Genomic DNA, 22,915 nt, shown 5'->3' with positions numbered 1-22,915 from the left:
GAGGCACGAGTTTTCAAATTTCAGGGAGAAACAGCCATGGCGCTGGCCGAAGACAAAGTTCGCGAAGCGTTGAAAGAAGTCATCGACCCCGAACTGTATGTCAACATCGTCGATTTGGGGTTGGTGTATCTGGTCGACGTTGGTGAACCGAACGACGAAGGCAAACACGATGTCACCGTCGAAATGACGATGACCAGTCCGATGTGCCCGGCCGGCCCGCAGTTGGTCGCTGGATGCAAGAATGCCGCCGAAAGCCTGGATGAAGTCCAGACCTGCGAAGTCAAGGTCGTCATGGACCCCCCGTGGTCACCTGATAAGATGACGGACGAAGCCAGAGACCATTTGGGCATTTTCTGATCGGTCGAATCGTGGGCCTGCCCATGCCGTTCGACTCGAAATGTCGGCTTTTCTGGCTTTGTTTCCAGATAAAACGGGCACTGTGGGTGGCTCCAAAGTGCGATCTGACGCAACCCTTGCCGGGCCGAGCGGTGTTCGGTGCGGCAAGCAACATGAAATGATTCGATGCGAGTTTTTGTAGCAGAATTCATTTGCGGTGGCGGATTTCTGCATACTTCGGTCGATGGGATTTCCGAAAGCCTGCGTCGTGAAGGCGCTGCAATGCTGTCGGCTTTGGTCGAAGACACGGCCGGCGTTGCCGATGTGGTGACGCCCGTCGATACGCGTTTGAATCCGTCGCTGGTGGATGTCGATCGTCTTTCGATCCGTCCAGTCGATCCTGCGGGCGGTCCGATCTGGGCCCAGTGGATCGAATCGGCCGCCGGTTGCGATCACGCGATCATCGTGGCACCGGAAAGCAACGGGCACTTGGCCCAAGGCATCGCCATGTTACGGGCTGCCGGGATCGACTGCGTTGCCGGCAGCGGTGACTTTCTGCGTGTGGCCAGCGACAAGATTCTGACCGCAAAAACGTTGCACACCGCCGGCGTGAAGCATCCGCTGTTCATGGCCGAAGGCGAACGGCGACACCGACGTCAATTGGCCAAGTGCGATCGATTTATCTTGAAGCCTCGCGACGGTTGCGGCACGCAGATGATCGCCAAGTTCGACGACTTGGACACCGCCATCAGCCAGATGACGCCTCAAGACATCCTGCAGGAATTCCGGCCGGGACGTCCCGTTTCGATTGCGTTGATCGCCGATGACGCGGGACTGAAATTTTTACCGGCAGCGGCACAGTTCTTTGACGCCGAAACGTGCATTTATTCCGGTGGTCGTGGGCCGTTGTGTGACGATGACCAACGACGTGCGATGGCTCTGGCATCACGTGCGATCGAAGCCATGCCGCCGCGGGCCCGCGGATACATCGGGATCGATTTGATTTTGGGGGACTGTCCCGGTGACGATTGCGTGATCGAAATCAACCCGCGTCTAACGACATCCTACGTGGGGCTGCGTCGCATGACATCATGCAACTTGGCGGCACAAATCTTGGGCATCGAAACCCAAGCGATCTGTTGTGATGTTGGTGTGGATGACGTGTCTTGGACCAGCGAAGGTGATATTGCGGTGGCGACGGAAATCCCGTTGTCCGATGCCGGCCGGCCATGAAGCGCCAGGCTGTGAAGCGACCGGCTGTGAAGCGGCAGGCTGTGAAGCGGCAGGCTGTGAAGCGGCAGGCTGTGAAGAGACCGGGGCTGCGAATCGGGTTGGACATCGGTGGTGCCAATCTAAAAGCTGCGACCGATGCCGGTGATGCCGCCGACGTGTTCTTTCCGCTTTGGAAGCAACCGGATCGTTTAGCAACGGCCGTCGCCGAAATCTTGCAGGACTTTTGCAGGGACGACCCCGCTGATTGCACCATCGGCGTGACGATGACCGGCGAGTTGGCTGATTGCTACGTCGATCGTGCCGTGGGAGTCGCTCATATCACCGACTCGGTGGTCCAAGCGGCGGAATCCATTGGGATGAATCGTCGGCAAGTCCATTTCTACTGCGTCGATGGTCGCTTCGTCGATTCGCAGTTGGTCAAGCAGTGTGTGGATCGAGCCGCGGCGTCCAACTGGCATGCGTTGGCCAGTTATGTGGCGGCAGAGATTTGTTCCGACGGCTGGCTGATCGACATTGGTTCGACGACGTGCGATTTACTGCCGCTTCGAAAAGGCCGCGTCGCAACCGATTCGCTCACCGACTTTGACCGTCTCTGCAAAGGTCAGTTGGCCTATTTCGGGTGTCGACGGACTCCGGTGCAATCCATTGTTTGCAGCTTGCTGATGCCACGGGCTTTGCAATCCGGAATTGTCACGGTCTCCAATGATGCCATGAACTGTGATGGTGATTTGATCGACGTCCCGGTGATGCGAGAGCAGTTTGCGACGACCGATGACGTCGGGTTATTGCTGGGACATGTGTCCGAAGACCAGGATGATTGCGATACCGCCGACGGGTGTCCGCGTACGGTTTCATCCGCGATCAATCGGATCGCTCGGATGGTCGGTTTGGACCGACGAAGCGTGGACTTGGCATTGGCCCGATTCATGGCAAAGCAGGTGCAACGCGCCGCGTCCGATCGAATTCGCGATGCCGCCGCACGAGCGGTGTCCGACCAAGATTCCCGCGGAGACACCGCGATGAACGGCACGAAACTGGTGATCAGCGGGCACGGTGATTGGTTGATGCCCGATGATCTGGACGTCGTACTTAAGGGCGATCGTCATACTGGCGATCGTCATGTCGGCGATCGGCCGCCACTAATCCGGCTAGCCGAACACTGGGGTTCGGCGATCAGCCGCGTTGCGCCGGCCTATGCCGTTGCCAGACTGGTGCCGGCCGACGATCGATGCCGGCCGGCTTGATTGGTATTTGGCGTCGCCCGAGTTACTCGGCGGATTCGCCGTCTTCCTGCGGGTCGGCATCGCCTTCGGCATCCACGGGGCTGCCACCGTCGTCGGGTTCGATTTTGGCGGGAGGTCCGATCAGTTCTTCCAGGTGCTTATTCAATCGAATGCCACGTGCGGCGAGCGAAACGACCTTGCCTTCGCGATCGACCAGAATCGCGGTGGGAATACCCGTGATGCCGTAATACGTTGCCATCGGGTGGTCCCAGCCCATGCCGTTTTCTTCGTCACCGACCAGATTGACCCAGTCGATATCAAACTGTTCGATACATTTTTCCATCGCGGCGATGCTGCTGTCCATGTTGATCCCGATGATGGTGAAGTCATCCGGATAGGCCTGCAGCGCACGTTTCATGTTGGGGATTTCACTTTTGCAGGGGCCGCACCACGACGCCCAAAAATTCCACCAAGACAACTTTGCCACGATATTGGTCCCAGTCGAATTCATTGCCATCGGCGGTGGTTCCTTTGACTTCGATCGCATTGCCGGGCAATCGCATTCGTCTGGCGGAACCCATGGCTTTGTCAGCCATCTGTTGGAATTGTGGATCATCTGATTTGGACAACACTTTTGCCAAGCGTTCGTACATCTCGGCGCCCAGTTCGGGATGATCGGAATAGCCGATGTTGCGGGCCAGACTGGATGCAAGAGAATAAGACGATCGGTCGATCCCGTCGGTTTCGATGATCCCCATCACGCGGTCGATCAGGGCTTGTTGTTCTTCCGCCGATGCGGTTCGCGCGCCGCTGATCTCCGATTTCAGTTGTTGCATTTCGATGAATTGGCGGACACGCGGCAGGTCACTTTTGGAATGCCGTTCCAGCAAATCGGCAAGCTGTTGGCGGGCGTCCGCTTGATAGTTTGCCAGGAACGACAAAGCGGGCCACTGGATGTTCAACGCCTGCATGACGGTGTCTTCGTCGGCGTCTTCGTGATCGACGATTTTTTGCGCAGCGTCCACCACCGCTCGTGCCGAACGGAACATGGATTCTCGGTCGCGTCCACGCTTGGACATCACATCCTGGATGAATTCGAACAGTTCGTCAGGGGAACCCTCGGGAACCACAAACGCCTGTTCTTCTTGTTCTTCGGTATCGGTCGCCGTTTCTTCATCGGCCGCAGCATCGTCGGCGCAAGCGACGCCGGAGACTGGGCCAGCCAGGACGACGGCCAGGGCCAAGCAGACGATCCAACGCAGGCCAAGCGAAAGACGCAGATTCGAAAGGCGTTCGATCGAACAAGTGTGCTTTGCTTGATCGACGGGTCCAATGGGCATGGTCATGTTTCGATAAACCCCGGTGGCAGGCGGCATTGATTTTGAAGCGACGGACCTGGGGTCGAATCACGGTGTCGACCTGGTTTGGGTCCGAGAGGCGATTCCCCGAAGATAACGGGGTGGCCCGTCGACGCGGTAGAACTTCGCCGAATCTTTGTCGCGAAAACACTCAATTCCCGGCGATGCCACTATCCGGCGGCGTGGATGTTCAGTGGCCGCTAATACCGGCGGACTCGTGCCATCAGGATGACGGAGATTCCGCCCAGGACGAAGTTGCCGACCCAGACGCCCCAAGGCGGAACGTGCCCGTCCTTGGCCTGTTCCAAGCCCAGCAAGAACAGCGGGAAGTAGATCAGGATGGTCGGCAGAAAGCACATGCCGAACGTCGACCAGTAATCACTGGACTTGGCAATCATCGCGAGCGGTGCGCCGACCAAGACGAAAAACAAGCAGGTGAAGCCTTCGGCCCAGCGACGCCAAGGTTCGGTGTGCAGCAAGATCAGGCGTTGCTGGCCGCTGGATAATTCCCACTCGATCGCCTGGCCTTGCGGACCCGCCAATTCTTCGGGGCGAGCGGTCAGGATGGAAAACGCCGTTTGCGCGGCCAGTTTGCCGACCGTTTCATGCATCGCGCTGTCTTGCCGCAAACGTTCGCGTCCGATCAGGCGAAGTGGCAAGTCTTGTGGACGCATCGACGACGGATCACGGTTGCCACCGCCTTTCTGTAATTCGATGGGCCATTCATGTTCGCCCGGAAAGGTGCCGCTGACATGGCTGCCGAATTCCAACTGGCTGTCGACCAGTTTGATGATCAACGACATCGTTTCCGGATCCAGGATCAGTTCGCCTTCGGCCGCGGTCAGCTTATGAACCGGACCGCCGGATGATTTTCGGATCGTGACGGCGGGGTGAATCAATCGGTGCCCGACGACCTCGCGAACGTGGATCGAAAACCCATGGTCCGATTGATAGGAATGCTTCGACCGCAATAGTCGATAGGCGATGTCTTCGATCGACATCATGACCACACGCCGCAGGCCGGGTTGGCCCCACGATTTGGCCACATCGGAAAGGGCCACCGAAACGGGGCTGAGTAGCGCGGCAAAAATGATCGCCGGCTGCAGCAGCTTCATCGGTGAAATCCCGCTGGCCTTTACCGTCGCAATTTCACCGTCCGATGCCATTCGTCCGTATACACAACACACCGAAAACAGTGCGGTCGCCGGCAATGCGAACTGCAACGCGACCGGGGCCATGAAAGGCATGATCCGCAGCACCGCATCGGGACCCAGCCCTTTGCGTAGCAATTCCCGCGCGACGACGATCAGCAACAGCAGCACGGTCAGGACGACCAACGCGATGACAAAGATCTTGAAGATCTCGGCCAAGATGTAGCGGGTCAGTCGACTGGGCATGAGCGGCAGGTAGGCACGGCGAAGATCGGCACGGCAACGTCAAACCGACCTTTAGCAAAGTTGGCACGGTTTCCCTATGCCAATGCGTGGCTGTGCGGACCACCATCGCGGCACCGTCGTGATCTCGATCCACTGCGTGCTGTGAAACGTGTTGCGGTTTCACGCCCAAGCGTATCTCTTGACCGGTGGAGGACGCGATTTCGGGGCACGACGGCCGAGCCATTGAAATCCACTGGCAATGAAGAAGGCCACCCGCACGAGCCAAGGGAAACGGAATGCGTGCACCCTGAAAGCGATGTCCCGCACGGCAAAGTGACCGCGACCCTAGTTGTCGATGGCTGTTTCGCCGGCGGCCCGATCGTGCTGTTCGCGCAATTGTTGCATCGTCGCGATGATGGCCTCGGCTTGGTGCCGGACGGCTTCGGCGAACTGGCCATTGCTGACGGCCTGTTCGGCGGTCCGCTGGTGCTTTTCCACCTCTCGCCAGTCCATTTCCCAGCACTTTTCGTCGGCGGCACGTCGCAATTCGTCGACGGTGGTCCGCAGTTTTTCGTTCAGCGAATCGGATGGCTTGGCGTTGTACCGTCGATACGGGGCTCTGCCGCCGCCGGGATGATCGTTTCGCAAACGATTGTTGGCCGGCTTGGCGCTCAGCTGCATCTGCACGATCGATGTGATCGCCGCAGAAAGCCCCAACAGAATCGCGATCACCATCGACTGATACATGCCGGCGAACGCCAGGACGCCGGCGCCAAGCAGGCAGGCGACTGCGGCCGATGGAAACAGGCCGGACACGACACGTTGCGTGTCGGCGGCTGGTCGTGCCGGTGGTGTTGCCGATCCGTCGGGCATTCGGTCCACACGGGCGATGATGACGGTGGAGTTATCCGGACCGCCACGCAGATTCGCCAAATCGACCAAGACGCGGGCCGCTTCGTCCACCGGCAGACAGCTCAGAATGGCGCCGATCTCCTCATCGTCGACTTGTCCCGAAAGCCCATCGCTGCAAAGCAAGAAAGTGTCACCGGGGGCCACCGGGAACGGGCCTTCCGAATCGACTTGAACACTTGGGTTGGGGCCCAGCGAACGGGTGATCACATTCTTTGGAATGGATTGGCCCAGCGCGCTGTTGGGATGAACTTGTCCGCTGGCTTCCATTTCCCAAACCAGCGAATGGTCAAACGTCAGTTGATCCAACATGTCGCCGCGCAAGCGATAGACACGCGAATCGCCCACGTGCGCGATGATGGCACCGTCGGGGATGATGGCCATCGCGCTGGCGGTCGTCCCCATGTTGTGGAATTCAGGATTTTCCTGACCGCGACGATGAATTTCTTCGTTGGCTTGGTCGACCGAGGCACGCAGCAGATCGATTGCCGCGAATTCATCGCTGGGCAATTGCGAACCGCCACGGAAATACGTGGACGTGATGCGATCGATCGCCATCCGGCTGGCCAGTTCACCAGCGGCGTGCGCACCCATGCCGTCGGCGACGACGAACAGATGGCCACACAAGCCGAACCGTTCGGGGGAATCCGCCAGCACCACCGCGTGGCTGTCCTGGTTATTGGATCGACGCATGCCGACATCGCTGATGTCGGCGAAGCTGATTCCGTGATTCCAGGCTTCGGACACCGACACAATGCTCACGCTGACAAGACAAACCGCCGGACAAGACTGTTCAAGGGGCGGCTGGAAACAAACATAGTAGTCTACTGTCTGGAAACGTCACGTGGGGCCCCGACACGCGAACGTTAGTCCTGCAGCCCTTCACGATCGATCAAGTCGCCTTCGGTCAGCATGCGAAAACCTTTGCCGGCCAGCGTTTCCTGGGCGCTTTCAATGTTATCAACCATCAAAGCGACGGCGGGTTCCCCATGGGGACGCGACAAAAGCGGATAGGCCTGGATGATGTTCAGTTCCGCCTGAAGCAGCGCCGTGCAAACACGCAGCAGCGGTTGCGGGCCATCGGGCAATTCCACGCCGACCAGGTCACTTTCAATGATGGTCAATCCGCTGCGTTCCAAAATGTCGCGGCCGCGGTCGGGGTCGCTGACGACGAAACGCACAAACGCACACTCCGCCGCGTCGCTGATCGACAGCGCGACGATGCGAATGCCCGTCCCTTCGAAACGTTTGACCACCTCCAAAAGTTGGCCCACCCGATTTTCCAAGAAGACCGTAAACTGTCGAATGGCCGGAAAGTCGCGGCCACGCATCGTTTTAAAATCGGTCCCCGAATTGGCGCCGAAGCTCATCGTGTCGCTGTCCTCTTGTCATGCGAATAGGGCCCGGGTACCGGCAGAGTTTAGGCCCCGCCGGTCGGGACGGTCAATTCGCCCGACGAATCAGCCCGACCCGTCTATTTTGATCGACCCCTGTGGAAAGGAATGACCTGTCACGGATGAATGCCAAACAGACGCCAGCCGATCCCCCGTCCGATCCGCCGCCACTGGCTGCGATGCAGATCCCCATACGGGTCGCCTACCAGGAAACCGACGGCCAGCGACGGGTGCATCATGCGAATTATTTGAACTATTTCGAGCGGGGGCGGGTCGAAATGTTGCGCGAATTGGGCATCTCGTATCGTCAGCTGGAAGACGATGGGATTCTGTTGGTCGTCACCGAGATGAATTTGCAGTACCACGCGGCGGCCGAATTCGACGACGTGTTAACACTGACCACCGAAGCAATCGAAGTCCGACCGGTGCGGGTGAAGCATCGCTATCGCATTCATCGTGATGATGACTTGATCGTTCAAGCCTGGTCGACCATTGCGGCGGTCAATCGTGAAGGCAAGCCGTGTCGTCTGCCTCCACGGATGCGGGAATTGGCCCGCGCGGCTGAACGTTCCTCCTGATCGCAGGCGGTCCGAAGCATCGCCGGATATCTGGTCACCCGTTGGTGAACACGTGTCTGTCAGTTGCTTTCCGCTATATCGGTGCCAACGGTAAAAAGCTGGACCTAGCTAGCCAAATCGCTACAATAGACCGCAGGTAGATGCCGAACAAAGACGGGCCAGACCACTGGTCCCTTGGACCCGGCGGCGCACCGACCCCCACCCACCCCCGCGTGACTGACGCGAAACAGGCAACCGCGTTCATCGCCTTCGTCCCATTCGTCCGCACCGATCAGTCGGACATCGCAGCTCAATCGGAAAACCGCGGCTTCCGCGGATTCTCCAGCGAGACGGCTTGTGGTTTCTGATCATCGCGGCCGGTTCGTTTGCTGATCGATTCGGTAAATGGCTCTCGAAAGCTGATGAATCGGCCCTGTTGGCCAACCTTCGTTCCTGACTCGATTCCCCTCTTTTCGAATCAGCGGCGATCGCGTCACGACCCACCCCGCCACGACTGACGAAACTGCCAATCCGGAATGCTGATGCGTTCATCCACGATGGGGCACCGCCTGTCGATCGATGCCGCCGCATCGCCATTCGGTTTGTCTGGCCACGGGCCCGACCGGTCGGCGTCGACAGTCTCCACCCGCCTGATCTGACACGCCATGCATCGGAACGCATTGATCGAACGACGGCGCCGTTTGCCGAACCCTTTGGGTTGCCGGTCGGTTTCCAGTTCGCGCCCACTGGTCCGCATTCAACCAGAAAGATTCGGCCGGTGCTCGGCGCGTGCGGTCGCTTGGATGTCGACGCTTGTTTGGATGATTGCCGCAGGTGGTGGTTTGGCAGTCGCAGATGAGTCTGACACGCATCCACAAGAGATCCAAACGTCCAGCGAATCAGACGTCGAAGCCCGCTGGCAAAACGACGGCTGGGAATTGATGGAGCGATTCTGTCTGGACTGTCACAACGATGCGTTCCAAGAAGCCGAATTGGATCTGTCGGGTTTCGACACGATCGAAGGGCTGATGCTGGAGGGCAACGGCATGACCGCCGAACGTGTCTTGAACATGGTTCGATTCGGCGCGATGCCCCCGGAAGATTACGACGTTCCCACCGACGGCGAACGCAAACAGTTGGTCCAAGCTTTGGACGCGGCGATGTACTCGGTTGTATGCGACTTGGTACCCAAGCCTGGCAAGGTCACCGCGCGGCGATTGAACCGCGCCGAATACAACCATTCGGTCCGCGATCTGTTCGGTATGGATCTGCGACCCGCGGATGCTTTCCCGTCGGACGAGGTCGGCGGCGGATTCGATAACAACGGGGATGTCTTGTCGCTGTCGCCGATGCTTATGGAAAAGTACCTGGACGCTGCGATCTCAGTCGCCGATGCCGTTTTGGTCGATCCGGCCGACTTGCCGCGAATTGATTCCGAAGCAGCGGGTGACCTTTTGGTCGTTCAAGGCGACGGGGTGACCGGCAGCTTTTACGGTCGATTCATCACGCCTGAATCTTTCGTCTGGACCGAATTCAAAGTCCCCGCCGATGGCAAGTACCGTGTTCAGGTCGCATGCGGGATGACGCGTGAGGACGATGGTCCCGGCCGCTTTGGTTTGTTCGATTCCGACGGAATGTTGTTGGGCACCTTCGTCGCGGAATACTTCGGCGGTGGTGGCAGCAGCCAACGCGAATCGGTCACCGTGCATTTGACCGAAGGAACCCACGTCTTGTGTGTCGCGCCGTTGCCCGGTGCGGATGACGATGCCAAAGGTGACGCGAACTGGAAAGTCGGTGAAGCCAAGTTGGATGCCATCGAAAAGCTCAGCAAGCAAGCCATCCGCGATGGCAAAAAACAGTTCGGCAAAGGTCTGACCCCCGACCGCCGCTTTGACCGAGACCGATACACGTACATGGTCCGCAAGATCGAAGTCGAAGGACCGTCGGAGTTCGACAATCCGGTCTATCCGCCCAGCCAGTGGAAAATTCTGCGGAAACAACCGCCGCGTCGCCGTGGTGGATACCGGGATGTGGCCGAAGCCGCACGCGAAAACATGGCCCCGCTGCTGCGTCGTGCGTTTCGCGGACCGGTGACCGACGACGATTTGGACGCCTATGCCGCCTTGGTCAAACAGGCCACCGATCGCGACGAGTCCTTTGTGGATGGCATGCGAATCGCCATCGCCGCGATGCTGGTTTCGCCACGGTTCTTGTTCCGAATCGAAAGCCCCGTCGACTGGGAAACGGGCAATGTCGTCGCCCAGGCGGACGAAGGCGTGGTGACGCTGAGCGATCACCAGTTGGCCACGCGGCTGGCGTATTTCTTGTGGAGCAGTTTGCCGGACGATCGTTTGTTGGACTTGGCCGACAAAGGTAAGCTGCGTGACGAATCGGTGCTGAAGAGTGAAGTCAAACGAATGATTCGCGATCCGCGGTCGCGGTCGCTTGCCAGCGAATTTGCGGCGCAGTGGCTGGGACTTCGGAACCTGGAAGGCGTCCAGCCTGATGCATCGCGCTACGCCGGTTTCGATGAAGGCCTGTTGCCACGCATGGCCACCGAAACCGAATCACTGTTCATGCATTTGGTTCATCAGAATCGACCGATCAGTGAACTGTTGACGGCGGACTACACGTTTGTCGATGCTGCACTGGCGAAGTACTACGGTCTGAAGGATTCGAAGATTCCCGAAGATGATTTTGTCAAAGTCACGCTGGCGGATACTCCGCGCCGGGGTGTCCTGGGGCATGCCAGCGTGTTGACCCTGACCAGCAACCCCACACGTACATCTCCTGTGATCCGTGGTAAATGGATTCTGGAAAACATTCTGGGAACGCCGCCGCCCGAACCTCCCGCCGGTGTTCCGGAATTGGAGGAAACAGCGACCGCGGGAGCCGAAGCATCCTTGCGGGAACAAATGGAAATCCACCGCGCTGATCCGGCCTGTGCGTCCTGCCACCGCGTCATGGATCAATTGGGATTCGGCTTGGAAAACTTTGACGCCGTCGGTCGTTTTCGCAAAATGGATGGCAAGTTCCCGGTCGATTCCAGCGGCGAACTTCCCGGCGGTCGCACGTTCAACGGCGGCAAAGAACTGAGCGAACTGCTGGGACGCAGCGAACAAAAATCGTTCGCCGCAACGGCGGTTCGCAAGCTGATGACGTTTGCACTGGGGCGCGAGTTGACCCCGCAAGATCGATGTGTCGTCGACGAAATCGTGGCACAGACAGCCGCGGACGATTATCGGCTGGCCGATCTTGTCTGGGGCGTGGTCAACAGCCGTCCATTCCAGGCCTACGAGTGGACGCCCAACGTGACGTTCCGCGATGCCGTCGGCGACGCCGAGCGAAAATAGCCCACTCCAATGAAGCGAGACAAATCGTTTGTCTCGTGATTAAGCAAAACCCGTTTGCGATGCTTTCACCAAAACCGGAGACTCCGATGACCACACGAACCATCGATCAACGCACCGAGAGCGGACTGTTGCATCGCCGCACCCTGTTGCGGGGCGCGTCCGTCGCGCTGGGGTTGCCAATGTTGGAAGCGATGTCGCCGATGGCCAAGAGCGCGTTCGCCGCAGCGGCCCCCAAACGGTCGCCTGTCCGTATGGCCTGTGTGTTTGTTCCCAACGGCGTGATCGTGCCCGATTGGAAGCCGACCGGCGGCGGTTCGGATTGGCAGCTTTCCAAAACGCTGCAACCGTTGGCGCCGTTCAAGTCAAAGCTGAACGTCATCGGTGGCTTGGCGTTGGACAACGGACGAGCCAAAAAAGACGGCGCGGGCGACCACGCACGTGGCGGTTCGACGTTTTTGACCGCGGCCCGGCCGGTGAAAACCAGTAGCAACATTCGGCTGGGCATCTCCGTCGACCAGGTCGCCGCGACCCAACTGGCCGATGTGACGCGTTTGCCATCGATCGAATTGGGACTGGAAGGCAGTCGTAACGCGGGCAGCTGTGACAGCGGATACAGTTGCGCCTATTCGTCCAACATCTCTTGGCGAAACGAAACCCAACCGATGCCCAAAGAAACGATCCCACGCATGGCGTTTGATCGCATGTTCGGATCGGGCGATTCCGCCCAGCGTCGTGAACTGAATCGGACCCGCCAAAGCATCTTGGATGTCGTCCAGCGGGATGCCAAACGATTGCTGGGCCAAGTCAACCAGACCGACCGACGCAAATTGGATGAATACTTCACCAGCATTCGCGAAATCGAAAAACGGATCGAGCGCACCGAACGCGAAGACGCCGCCGCGCTGCCCGATCTGGATGTGCCCGATGGTCGTGTCGAAGCATTCCGCGAACACGCGCGGTTGATGTTCGACTTGATGGCGATCGGTTTCCAAACCGATACCACGCGTGTCGCGACGTTGATGTTGGACAACGCGGGCGGGAATCGTTCGTATGCCGAAATCGGTGTGAAAGATGCACACCACCAATTGAGCCACCACCGAAACCGCGAAGAAAACGTCAGCAAGCTTCGCAAGATCGATTACTACTTGGTGGAACAACTGGCGTATTTCCTGGAACGGTTGGATTCGATTCCCGATGGTGATGGCACACTGCTGGACCAATGCATGGTCCTGTACGGCAGCGGGCTGAGCGACGGCAATCGGCACCAGCATGATGACTTGCCGATCGTTTTGGCCGGCAGCGCGGGCGGTCAATTGGAAACCGACCGGTACATTGTGACGCCGTCAGAACGCCCGATGGCCAACATGTTCCTTTCCATGCTGGACATGATGGGCACGCCGGCCGAAAGCATCGGCGACAGCACCGGACGCTTGGATGAATTGGGCGTCACCCTGAACGCCTGACCGATCGGCGGTATCCGGGCAGGCCGCTGTGATTGTGGTCCACGGTGTGCAGGTGGGCGAACGGTTCGCAATGCGTCAAACTAATGACGCATCACCCGAGTCCGAGTTCCGATCACTCCGTCCCCCGAGTGCACCTCGTGTCCAGCACGCCCGATACTTGTGAATCTGCCGCCGGTTCGTCGGCCAGCCACGGTGACGTCGTCACTGACGGACAAGCTTTGGCCAAACGCTATGCCGACGTCCGGGCGCTCAGCGACAGCATCGTCGCGCCGCTGCAACCAGAGGACTGCGTGCTCCAGTCGATGCCCGATGCCAGTCCGATCCGCTGGCACCTGGCACACACGACGTGGTTCTTTGAGACCTTTGTTTTGGCCGACCGTTGCGATGCACCGGTCGCCGACGAATCGTTTCGGTATCTGTTCAACAGTTACTACAACACGGTGGGGGATCAATTCCCGCGGCACCAGCGTGGACTGCTTTCGCGTCCCACGGTTCGCGAGGTCATGGGATATCGACGCGACGTCGACGACGCTGTGGTCACGTTGCTGCGAAACGCCGACGTGGTCGATGAGTCTCTTGCACGTGTCATCGAGTTGGGGCTGAATCACGAGCAGCAACATCAAGAATTGATGCTGACCGACATCAAGCACGCCTTTGCCCAGAACCCGCTGTACCCTGCTCATGTCGATGCTGCATGCGGACCATGCGATGCACCGGAGTTGCAGTGGATCAGCAGTGATGGTGGCGTTGTGAACATGGGATGCACCGGAGACCGGTTCTGTTTCGACAATGAATTGCCACAGCACCGTGTCTTTTTGGAACCCTTTCAAATCGCCAACCGCTTGGTGACGAACGCGGAATACCAACAATTCATCGAAGACGGTGGCTATCAGGATCCTCGGCATTGGTTGTCAGCGGGATGGGCGACGGTCCAGCAGCAAGGTTGGACGAACCCGATTTATTGGATTCGCCAAGGCGAGAGGTTTGACGAGTTCACGCTGGGAGGCCGCCAACCAATCGATCCCGAAGCACCGGTCGCCCACCTGAGCTATTTCGAGGCCGACGCATTCGCACGCTGGTCGCGGGCCAGGTTGCCGACCGAGGCCGAATGGGAAACAGTTGCAAGGGAGCCAAGCCCTGATGATCCAACCAGCGGCGAGTGCATTGATGCTAGGCGGCCCGTTCATCCGACCCACGGTACCCCATCGGCAAGCGGTGTTTCAGGCTTGTACGGCACGCTGTGGCAATGGACCAGCAGTTCCTACGGCCCGTATCCGGGATACACACCGCCGGAAGGTGCGTTGGGGGAATACAACGGTAAATTCATGTGCAACCAATACGTTTTGCGTGGCAGTTCCTGTGCCACGTCGCCGGGGCATGCGCGTCGAACGTATCGGAATTTCTTCGGCCCGGATGCGCGTTGGCAATTCACCGGCATCCGTCTGGCGCGGTCGGTGTGATCGGGCGGCGAGATGACAGCTTGTCGATCACGGTGCTTCGTCGAAGGTGACAAACCAGCCTTCCGGCGGATCATCCAAGCCGAACGATTTGTGGTATTCACGTTGACGCAGTTCAATCCAGACCAGGTTTTCTTTGTTGAATTTGGTCGGTGCCCATCGGACCGCACGACGGGCCAATTCTTTCGCTTGGGTGAAATCCTGGCGTGCCACGGCGGCCAAGGAAAGGTTGACCATCGCACTGGTGTTTAGGGGATTCCAACGCAAAGCTTCCTCCCACAGTTGCGCCGCCATTTGCCAGTTGCCGTTTTTGGCCAGCTTGTTCCCCTTGCGGACGCGGCCGCTTAGCGGGGTCAGGTAGGGACGCGCCAGTAAAACCTCGTCTTTGCGCAGCGACGGCAGAATCAAGCGGTTCGTATCGCGGGCAGCCGCCTTCAACAGTGCCAATGTTGGGTCTTCTTCATTGGCCAAGTCCGGATAACGCTGCATCGCATCGTCGAAGTGAACCGTCAGCGGGGCACCGATGGGTGGTTGATCACCGCTGGTTGCCAGCAGACGCCAAGACAGTGTGATGTGTTCGGGGGCGGCGTTCTGGATCGGTACCACATCGCGACGGATGCGCTGGTGTGTTTTCTCGATGACTCGGCCCTGCAAGACGTAGTCGAACCCTTCGGATCGGGCGATCGGCATCAGCGCGACGTCGCTGGGCACCGCGTCCGTCGCACTGGTCAGTTGAATCTCCGGAGGCTGTGGCAACTGGTCCACCGTTGCCAATTGAATTTGGCGACCGGCATCCGACGGCGCTTGCTGCAACAGTTGATCCACCAAGCGACCGGTCAGCGACCGAGGCCCTTCGACACCCGCGATGATGACTCGTTTGCCCACGGCCGATTTCAGTGCTGGCGCCTGCCAGACATGCATCGTCGCAGCAGTCCTGCAGCCTGCAGAAAGCAGAATCACACTGCACACCACCAAGCACACCCCGATCGGGGCGGCGCGGCGCGAAATCGCCGGTCGCAAACGTACCGATGATCGTGTAAAGGCGTCTGGATACATAGGCGGATGAATAAGAAGCGGTGGCCGCAAACGTCAAGGTGAATCCCACGTTGCTAGCAAGCCGGACGTCTCGGCTGGTATCAATTGGAGAGTTTCATGACGGAGCGATATGCCGAAAGTCGCATGGGGGACAGCGGTTCCCAGTGCAACCCCTCGGGTGATTGAGGTGCGGCACGGACGGTGGTTTGGACTGTGCGGCCAGTGATTTTTCACGAGGGGCTCGCCAGGCTGATGGTCGGCTGGGTATATGAATCGTTCGATGCGATGGTCCCAGGGCAAATTTTGTTTCTGATTGGGGCGACTCGGGGGAGTGGTTCATGGACGCCGGGTGTGACGATCGAGCGGCAAACCTTCGCGACACACTGGCCGGCCATCGCTGGGCGAAAAAATGGTCGCTGATCAAATCAGCGTGGCCACGAAGTTCACGTTGGTTCCTTCGTGAAGCGTTGGCTGATTCCAAGGGCAATTTGCGAAGCTTGGTGAAGGGGCGATTGAAGATATTGTTCGAGGAACCTCTGAGCGATGCATCTATCCCAGGGTTCATCGCATGGGACTTTCTACCGGTCTCACCGGGCATCTCCACCATGTTGTCGATCCGCGAACCGTCACGATCACCTACCCGTTCACCGACATACTCTTCATGATCATTGGTGCGGTGATTGCCGGCGCCCATGACTTCGGCGCAATGGCTCACATTGCCAACACGAAGAAGGAGTGGTTTGAGATGTCTCTCAACATGACTTGAGGAGTTCCTTCGCACGATCGATTCAGCTCGATCCTGAAGCACATCAAGCCCGAAGAATTTTAGCGCAGTTTGCTTGCTTGGTTGACTGAGTTGCACGAAATCACTGACCGCCGAGTCGGTGATCCGGTGCACGTCGGTGAGCCATGACGCCACAATCGGTTCAAGCTCATCAAGTTCAATCGCGGAGGTATGGCATTGAAACGTTCGTGCGGACGAAGGTCATATCGCATGTTCAAAAACTTGGCGAACCATTCGCTCCCTGTGTTTGCACGCTTAGCGACCGAAACGAAATCGTCCGCTCCGCCGCTGGCTCCACTGATCATCATCGACAGTCAATCGACAAACCGGTTCATCGCGACGCGGGTCTGTTACGTTTCCGAGTTGGTCCACATGCGAAGCATCCCGTCGCAAAAAGTCACGGCGAGTGGATTCGCCTGACGCTGCAATTGACAAACTCTCCTGTGGTCATTTGTCTACTTTTTGGCGGCGCCCAGTGCGGCACATTCGCGTCTTGAAATTCTCCCACACCACCCTGTGCTGGGATAATTTGCGCTCTTGGGTTTGGCGATTGACATTGAGTTCGATAGGGGCGCGATTCCAGGGCACAAGATTTCGGGCACATCAATGGCGGGGGCAACAATTTTGCGATTTCTCAAGCCTGACTTTTGGTTGATTTGTTGTTTCCCAAATGACAGCCGAACTGGGCGTTGTCAATGGAAATGCGGATTGTGCCGCGTCTCTCTGGCTTTGCTGTGTATTGGTGATTTGTGGGTGTCTTGATAATCCCGACTCGCAAGCATCAGTTCCTGTAAAGAATAAAAGGCTCCTTCGGGACGGATATGGTTTTGCGATTGATTCATCAGCATCAATCAATCTTGGCGTATTGTTTCCCGGTGAGTCGACTTTCGTAAGGGTGCCGTACGGCAGCGTTACATCGGATCGGCTGTCTATTGATTCAACCTGCGAATGTCTTTCAGTGACTCAGCAGGCGTATAGCGATCAGGCGTATCTTTGTTTTTCCATTGAGAATGATTCGCCGCCCGTTTCAAAGCAGAGGTTGGCAATCGTGGTTGAAGTGAAAACAGGCGACCGGCTTCTACACACTTATCGAGTGGATGTTGTCTTGTTGCCAGGGGCCCCGCACCGGGATGGATTGGCCCAGACGCGTTCGAAGATCCGACGAATGGTGATATCATATGAATGAAATTTTCCAATGCCAGCCATTCTTTATTGTTGGATGCCCTCGTTCGGGAACCACGCTGATTCAGGTGTTCTTGAACCGGCATCCAAACGTCATCTGCCCGCCCGAAACTAAGCTTTTCTGTCGGTTTGATGGATGCCCCACTTGGATTAAGATCCGGACTCTTCAGAGAATCAATTCCGATCTTGGAATAAGCATTCCTCTTCGCCTGGCGAAGGAGTCTTGCGGTACTGAATGGGTGTTCCGGACGATGGATGCCCAATATTCCTCGGTGAGGCCCGATGGAGCTTACGCAACGCATTTTGGGGAAAAGATCCCCGAGCACACGCCTCGTGTCGCACGTCTGCTCCACCTTTTTCCAAATGCTCGAATTGTTTTTATCTATCGAGATGGCCGTGACGTATCAGCGAGTCTGCAGAAGGTGCCGTGGCTGAAGTCTGATTTTCGTTCCGGACTGATTCTCTGGAAGCGATACTGTCGGCACCTTCTGTGGTGGCAACGCCGGCAAGATTCCCGTGTGTTGTTTGTTCGCTACGAGTCCTTCGTTTCTTCTCCCGTCTCGGAACTCAATCGCATCCTGTTGCACCTCGGGCTGCCCGGAGATGCAATTGATCTCATGTGCCGGCAATACGTTGATCGGGCTGTCGTCCCGGAGAGGGAGCTCGACTGGAAATGTCGAGCACTTGGAAGGCCTGTCTCATGTCGTGTCGGACAATGGAAAAACGATTATCGACACATGGCGAAGGTTGCCGATGGTTTGATTGGAAGAGAGTTGCGACAACTAGGCTATGATGCAGCACCAATGAGTAGCGTTGTGTCATATATCCAGTGGGCTCGATCGATTGGTTCTATTGCACGTACTCTTGGAGGGGTGCCCCTGGACGTGTTGATGGCGGAATGCTCCTGTTTCCTTGTTGATAGATTGAGGCGTCAACGATTCGTTCCGTTGACGCGGGCCAAGGCGGCATCAGGCACGCGTGTCGCCATGGATTGCAAACAGGACCCTTTCGCTCCTTCGTTTTTGGCGGGTGCTGAAAATGATCTGCCAGTTGAAATGTTTGACCAGGAGGCAAAGTCGTGCAACTAAAGAGTGTGCTATTACGTACGTTCCTTTTAATGGTTTCCGTTTCTGTTGGAATGATTGGAGCAAAGACTTTAAGTTCGAAAGATGTGATTGCAGTCGAGCCTAGCCACGTGATTGACATTCATGTGACGGATCCAGGCGCAGTCAAAGAAGCAACGTTTCAACTCAAGTCGAACGTGTCTTACCCAGTCAATGTCATTGGCGTGGCTCTCCCTTGTAGCTGCATGGAGATTTCACCAATTCCGGTTTCCATCGAGCCAAAAGGTAGTGTAGAAATGACACTGAAGATTCATCTTGCGGATCTAAGAATCGATCCCGCCGCACTTCGAAGAGGAGAAATCGCAGAGACGATCCAGGTTTATACTGAATATTCGGATGTCGCTCCAATCTTAGCCATTCGTCTCGTTGACGATGTGTAATCGGTTTGAGTAAGTTGTTTCTGTTTCAGGAGAATGATGATGATTCGTGAAGTTCGTCCCACGATCTTGTTTGCATTGGGGGTAGTGTTGCTATCGCTTTCCCTGACGTCGTTTGCTCAAGCGGCGTGTTGGTGCGGTGGAACCTGCTCGGACGCAACCCCTGACGAGAATGGAAATTGCATCGGAACTTGTACGGGGTACTTTTGCAGCAATGACTGTGGATGCGAGCCAGACAGGAACGGATTGAACTGCGAGTGCGACAGTTAGTCGAAAACAGACGAACAAAGAAAACGTCTATACTTGAGATGAGGATTCGCACGGCCATTGTCGTGCGAATCTTATCTCGGTTTTGAGCAATCGTTCTGTCGCCCGATCGTTTGACTCCGGCCGAAGCTCAAAGTATGTGACAATCAAGGCCCCCCCGCCTTTCCTCGATGGTCATGGGCATTGGTTGTTTGATATGACGTGATGCTACTGAGAAAGTTGTATAAATATGGGTGCCGTAAGAATTCTTATCGTGAGTACGCTACTCGCGTCGCACGTCCTTCCATTGGCCGCTAAGAACACCGCTGGTGTACCTGCGGAAGTGCTCGAGTCTTGGCAAGAACGATTGGCTGAGAGGCCGTCAAGCTCAGCCATCGTCACTGTTGAGGTAAAGCGACACAATTCTCAAAATCCAAAGTCGGGTGATACCACCTATTGGCGTGAATTCATTGACGGTTCAAACTACAAAATCGAAGAATTTGCATCTTTGCAAGATGCGATCGACCGAAAAAACTTTGCTTCCGTGAAGATGCGGAATGATCAAGGATTAATCGAAATTGGTGCGAACGAAAATGGTCAGCTTTTTATTCGGCGGTTTATCCCCGTCGAGCAACTTGAAGGAGAAGGTGATACGCCGATCCATGCGAGGGTTTCTGACTTGGTTCTCGATCTTCCATGGATAGCTTGGGCAGTTCCCTTGGGAGCGATCGAAAATTCTCAGCAGTATGACTTTGTGGGATGGGGGCCTGCAGAGGATGACGAAAATGGGTGGTCATGCAAAATTGATGATCTTTCAGAAGAGCCATCCAAGTTCTCAAAAGTTTCTTTAACGGTCGATCCTGAACATGGTTACCGCATTTTGCATTTGGAGGCAGATTTCGTGGGCAAACCTGAGAGGTATCGAAAGGTCCGCACGCTTAAGTATGACGAATCGGGGCTTCTGGTGTCTTCATTGACAGAATTTGTTGAACAGACGGAAAGAGCCCGCAAGGTCAATTGGTCATCGTCGGCCATGTTGAGCGATTTTGCTTCTTCTGTGCCGGCGGAAGAGTTTACGCCTGAGTTTTACGGACTGGTAACACCCTTTCAGAAACGACATTGGCTGAACTCGATGATGATTGCGGCCGTTTCATTTGCGCTGTTTTTGGCGGTCATTGTGTACGCGACATTGGATAGACGACGTGCCGCAAGGTAGCTTATGTCATTCTGCTGTATTTTGTTGCCGGGTGTGTTGAGCGAATGTGTGAGTCATCGATCCAATGCGCCTGTTTTGACGCAGCGGTTTTTGTTCCATGGTTGATGACCACGGTCCTGATGTTCAAGTCGCACTTGCGAATTGCAGGTCGGTGGTTCCCTGCCGGTGACATCTTGTTGCGCACCGAAGTTGCTTTGGTTGTATCGTTTTATTCACTTGTCGTCCATGCTTGTGTGTTGGGAGCACTGGGGATTCTCCATCCCTGGATCTTTTTGGGGACCATTTTATTGCAGGTCGTGGCGACCTTGCACTGGTGCGAGCCAGTCCCACTGGGCTCTCATGCATACAAGCTCCGTCGCAATTCATCTCAGTGACGTATTTTCTTTGGCTTGCGATTGCCTGCTTGGCGGTTTCATGGGTTTTAGTTCGAGGAGTCAACGAGTTTCCGACTAACTGGGACACGCTTTCCTATCACCTGCCCATGGTCGAAGCCTGGATTTCAGAGGGCAGTATCTATACGCCCAGAAACATGAAATGGTTTTTTCCGGGTAATAGTGAAGTGCTCATTTTGTGGTGTGTCGGTCTGTTTAGCGGAGACTTTCTGGCACCGATAGAGAACTTGATTGGAGCTTCGCTGTTAGTATGCAGTTCATTGTCTTTGCTGAAAATGTTGAATATTTCTGGTTTGTTCCGACACTTGGTTTGTTTCGCGGTTGTCGCCAATGATGTCGTTTGGCACCAGCTTGTCGATAGTAAGAACGACATCGCAGCAGTTGGTCTTGCAATTGCGGCGTTGCATTTTTTCTGCGTACATTTGACTGCTGGTGACGGTGCTAACTATCTCGTTTTGGCTTTTGCATCATTGGGTCTATTGGCCGGTGTTAAATATTATGCGGTGCCTTATGCGGTTCTGTTCGCGTTTGCGGGAGTCTTCGGGATTGTTGTATCACGCAGGCTTGACCGCATTTCATGGAAGCAATGGGCGTTACTTGTGGCGGTGTTTTTTGCTCCATCATGTTGTTGGTACCTTCGTAATTTTGTTGTGACGGGATTTCCGCTTTTCCCGCAGTCTTTGATCGGGCAGGATCGGGGAACGGACGATGCGAGTTTGTTTGCGACTACCATATTGGGGCACGGCAATACCGAAAAGTGGTTTTTGCTTGCGCAAGCTATCTGGGGGCTGACGGGACCGGTGCATGTTGTCGCGTTGGTTGCCCTTCCCGCATCCCTGGCTCGTCTAGCGATCGGGGGCGTCGTTGGATTTGGGGAGAATGCAAATGGCGTGCGTGACATGCGATCGGTTTACTGCATTTTGTTGGTCGCCGCTGCCGGTTCTGTTCTGTTGTATTTGGTGACGCCGTTTGCAATTGGCAGCAATGGTACGAACATGGTTTTTGTTTCGCATGGTTACGTAACGGTCAGGTTGGGGCTGATCTGTCTGACTCTTGTGCTAATCGTTGTCAGTGTTGCATTTGAGGGTGTTTTTCGATCGGCAAGGTGCATGGAGATTCGCGGAGATCGAGGGATGGGAGTACTACAATGCCATTCCATTCGATCAATTTTCGCCTTGTTGATTCTAGCAATTGCTACCGCGTGGCAGTTCTTACGAAGAATGATCCCGAGTGTCGATCCATTGCAGGTAAACCCTATGGGGGTGAACCTTTTTCCAGAGGACCCAGCGATTCAAAAATATGGGATCGCAACATGGGTGATCGCGACCGTTTACTTTTTGGGTTTTGTAGTGGTGTCTCTCTTCTGGCATCGGGGAAGAGGCCGTGTTACCTGCCCAAGGTTTGTCCTAGCCGGGGGCATCGTGGCGGTCTGCGTTGCGGTTGGTGTGCGTTCGGCGATCTGGCATCAGGGGTTCGATACATTTTATGGGAGGTTTTTGGGAATGGATGCCTTGCCCGCATTGAAAATGCTTGAACAACGCAAGGGGCTTCATCGGCCGTCGATATTGGTGACGGGGCAACGTAGCTATCCATTCGCCGGGTCGGATCGACATCGGCAACTTGGCCAGTGCTATTCAATGCCTGCTTTGAAGCGCCGGTTTGAGGGCACCGCCGAAACGATCAGATTTTTTCGACAGCAAAGAACCGACCTCGTCGTTCTACGTAATTCCGCCGAATGGGAAAGTCTGTCTATTTCTCCCGATCTCGTTTCGAAGATTAGCAAACTTGAAGTGACAAACGAACGATTCCTGATTTACAGTTTGCGCCAAGACGTGATTGAGGATTTGTTTGCAACCAGTGTTCAGGATATTGGACGGTGATCGCGGGCGTGTCCGTCAAG

At 56.3% G+C, this 22,915-nt stretch carries 18 protein-coding genes; 12 read left to right on the top strand and 6 right to left on the bottom strand.

Features of this window, described 5'->3' with window-relative positions:
- Positions 1-36 precede the first annotated feature (36 nt).
- The 3 genes from Mal65_RS17255 (at position 37) to Mal65_RS17245 (ending at position 2,813) form a co-directional block, all read left to right on the top strand.
- Positions 37-357, top strand: coding sequence for a metal-sulfur cluster assembly factor (locus tag Mal65_RS17255; RefSeq protein WP_145300290.1), 321 nt, complete (start codon positions 37-39; stop codon positions 355-357).
- Between the two features lie 165 nt (positions 358-522).
- Complete coding sequence (locus Mal65_RS17250; RefSeq protein WP_145300288.1) at positions 523-1,569, top strand: ATP-grasp domain-containing protein; 1,047 nt, start codon at positions 523-525, stop codon at positions 1,567-1,569.
- Between the two features lie 71 nt (positions 1,570-1,640).
- Positions 1,641-2,813, top strand: coding sequence for a hydantoinase/oxoprolinase family protein (locus tag Mal65_RS17245; protein ID WP_165701345.1), 1,173 nt, complete (start codon positions 1,641-1,643; stop codon positions 2,811-2,813).
- Between the two features lie 22 nt (positions 2,814-2,835).
- On the opposite strand, the gene Mal65_RS17240 is transcribed toward Mal65_RS17245, so the two are convergent.
- The 5 genes from Mal65_RS17240 to Mal65_RS17225 all read right to left on the bottom strand — a co-directional run bounded on the left by Mal65_RS17240 (position 2,836) and on the right by Mal65_RS17225 (position 7,805).
- On the bottom strand, positions 2,836-3,210 hold the full coding sequence (locus tag Mal65_RS17240) for a TlpA family protein disulfide reductase (protein ID WP_231131164.1): 375 nt from the start codon (positions 3,208-3,210) through the stop codon (positions 2,836-2,838).
- A 10-nt stretch (positions 3,211-3,220) separates the two neighbouring features.
- Positions 3,221-4,132: a hypothetical protein gene (locus Mal65_RS26605; protein ID WP_165701343.1), complete on the bottom strand. Its 912-nt coding sequence runs from the start codon at positions 4,130-4,132 to the stop codon at positions 3,221-3,223.
- 218 nt (positions 4,133-4,350) lie between these two features.
- Positions 4,351-5,547, bottom strand: a complete 1,197-nt coding sequence (locus tag Mal65_RS17235) for an LptF/LptG family permease (protein WP_145300281.1) — start codon at positions 5,545-5,547, stop codon at positions 4,351-4,353.
- Positions 5,548-5,871: 324 nt separating this feature from the next.
- Positions 5,872-7,197, bottom strand: coding sequence for a PP2C family protein-serine/threonine phosphatase (locus tag Mal65_RS17230; protein WP_165701342.1), 1,326 nt, complete (start codon positions 7,195-7,197; stop codon positions 5,872-5,874).
- A 104-nt stretch (positions 7,198-7,301) separates the two neighbouring features.
- The gene (locus Mal65_RS17225) at positions 7,302-7,805 is read right to left on the bottom strand and encodes an ACT domain-containing protein (RefSeq protein ID WP_145300276.1); all 504 of its coding nucleotides are present in this window, start codon (positions 7,803-7,805) and stop codon (positions 7,302-7,304) included.
- Positions 7,806-8,008: 203 nt separating this feature from the next.
- Between Mal65_RS17225 and Mal65_RS17220 the strand changes: the two genes are divergently transcribed.
- The 4 genes from Mal65_RS17220 to egtB all read left to right on the top strand — a co-directional run bounded on the left by Mal65_RS17220 (position 8,009) and on the right by egtB (position 14,662).
- Entirely contained in the window at positions 8,009-8,407 is a 399-nt protein-coding gene (locus Mal65_RS17220; protein ID WP_145305001.1) for an acyl-CoA thioesterase, read from the top strand.
- Between the two features lie 782 nt (positions 8,408-9,189).
- Complete coding sequence (locus Mal65_RS17215) at positions 9,190-11,739, top strand: DUF1592 domain-containing protein (protein WP_231131163.1); 2,550 nt, start codon at positions 9,190-9,192, stop codon at positions 11,737-11,739.
- A gap of 86 nt (positions 11,740-11,825) precedes the next feature.
- Entirely contained in the window at positions 11,826-13,202 is a 1,377-nt protein-coding gene (locus tag Mal65_RS17210) for a DUF1552 domain-containing protein (RefSeq protein ID WP_196784248.1), read from the top strand.
- 137 nt (positions 13,203-13,339) lie between these two features.
- Positions 13,340-14,662: an ergothioneine biosynthesis protein EgtB gene (egtB, locus tag Mal65_RS17205; protein ID WP_196784247.1), complete on the top strand. Its 1,323-nt coding sequence runs from the start codon at positions 13,340-13,342 to the stop codon at positions 14,660-14,662.
- Positions 14,663-14,689: 27 nt separating this feature from the next.
- Here the strand turns inward: egtB and Mal65_RS17200 are convergent, their stop codons facing one another.
- Positions 14,690-15,580, bottom strand: coding sequence for a hypothetical protein (locus Mal65_RS17200; protein ID WP_145300266.1), 891 nt, complete (start codon positions 15,578-15,580; stop codon positions 14,690-14,692).
- 682 nt (positions 15,581-16,262) lie between these two features.
- On the opposite strand from Mal65_RS17200, the gene Mal65_RS17195 reads away from it, so the two are divergent.
- From Mal65_RS17195 to Mal65_RS17175, 5 genes are all read left to right on the top strand, one after another.
- Positions 16,263-16,460: a transposase family protein gene (locus Mal65_RS17195; protein ID WP_145300263.1), complete on the top strand. Its 198-nt coding sequence runs from the start codon at positions 16,263-16,265 to the stop codon at positions 16,458-16,460.
- Positions 16,461-17,656: 1,196 nt separating this feature from the next.
- Entirely contained in the window at positions 17,657-18,748 is a 1,092-nt protein-coding gene (locus Mal65_RS17190; protein ID WP_145300260.1) for a sulfotransferase family protein, read from the top strand.
- On the top strand, positions 18,739-19,164 hold the full coding sequence (locus Mal65_RS17185) for a hypothetical protein (RefSeq protein ID WP_165701340.1): 426 nt from the start codon (positions 18,739-18,741) through the stop codon (positions 19,162-19,164). Before Mal65_RS17190 ends, Mal65_RS17185 begins: the two co-directional genes overlap by 10 nt.
- 517 nt (positions 19,165-19,681) lie before the next feature.
- On the top strand, positions 19,682-20,623 hold the full coding sequence (locus Mal65_RS17180; protein ID WP_145300254.1) for a hypothetical protein: 942 nt from the start codon (positions 19,682-19,684) through the stop codon (positions 20,621-20,623).
- Between the two features lie 370 nt (positions 20,624-20,993).
- Positions 20,994-22,895, top strand: a complete 1,902-nt coding sequence (locus Mal65_RS17175) for a DUF8201 family protein (protein WP_145300251.1) — start codon at positions 20,994-20,996, stop codon at positions 22,893-22,895.
- Positions 22,896-22,915: the final 20 nt, after the last annotated feature.

This window comes from Crateriforma conspicua (assembly GCF_007752935.1).
In the GTDB taxonomy this organism is placed as follows: Bacteria; Planctomycetota; Planctomycetia; order Pirellulales; family Pirellulaceae; genus Crateriforma; species Crateriforma conspicua.
The sequence above is the reverse complement of the archived record's forward strand: the minus strand, read 5'-3'. Positions and strand labels throughout refer to the sequence as shown.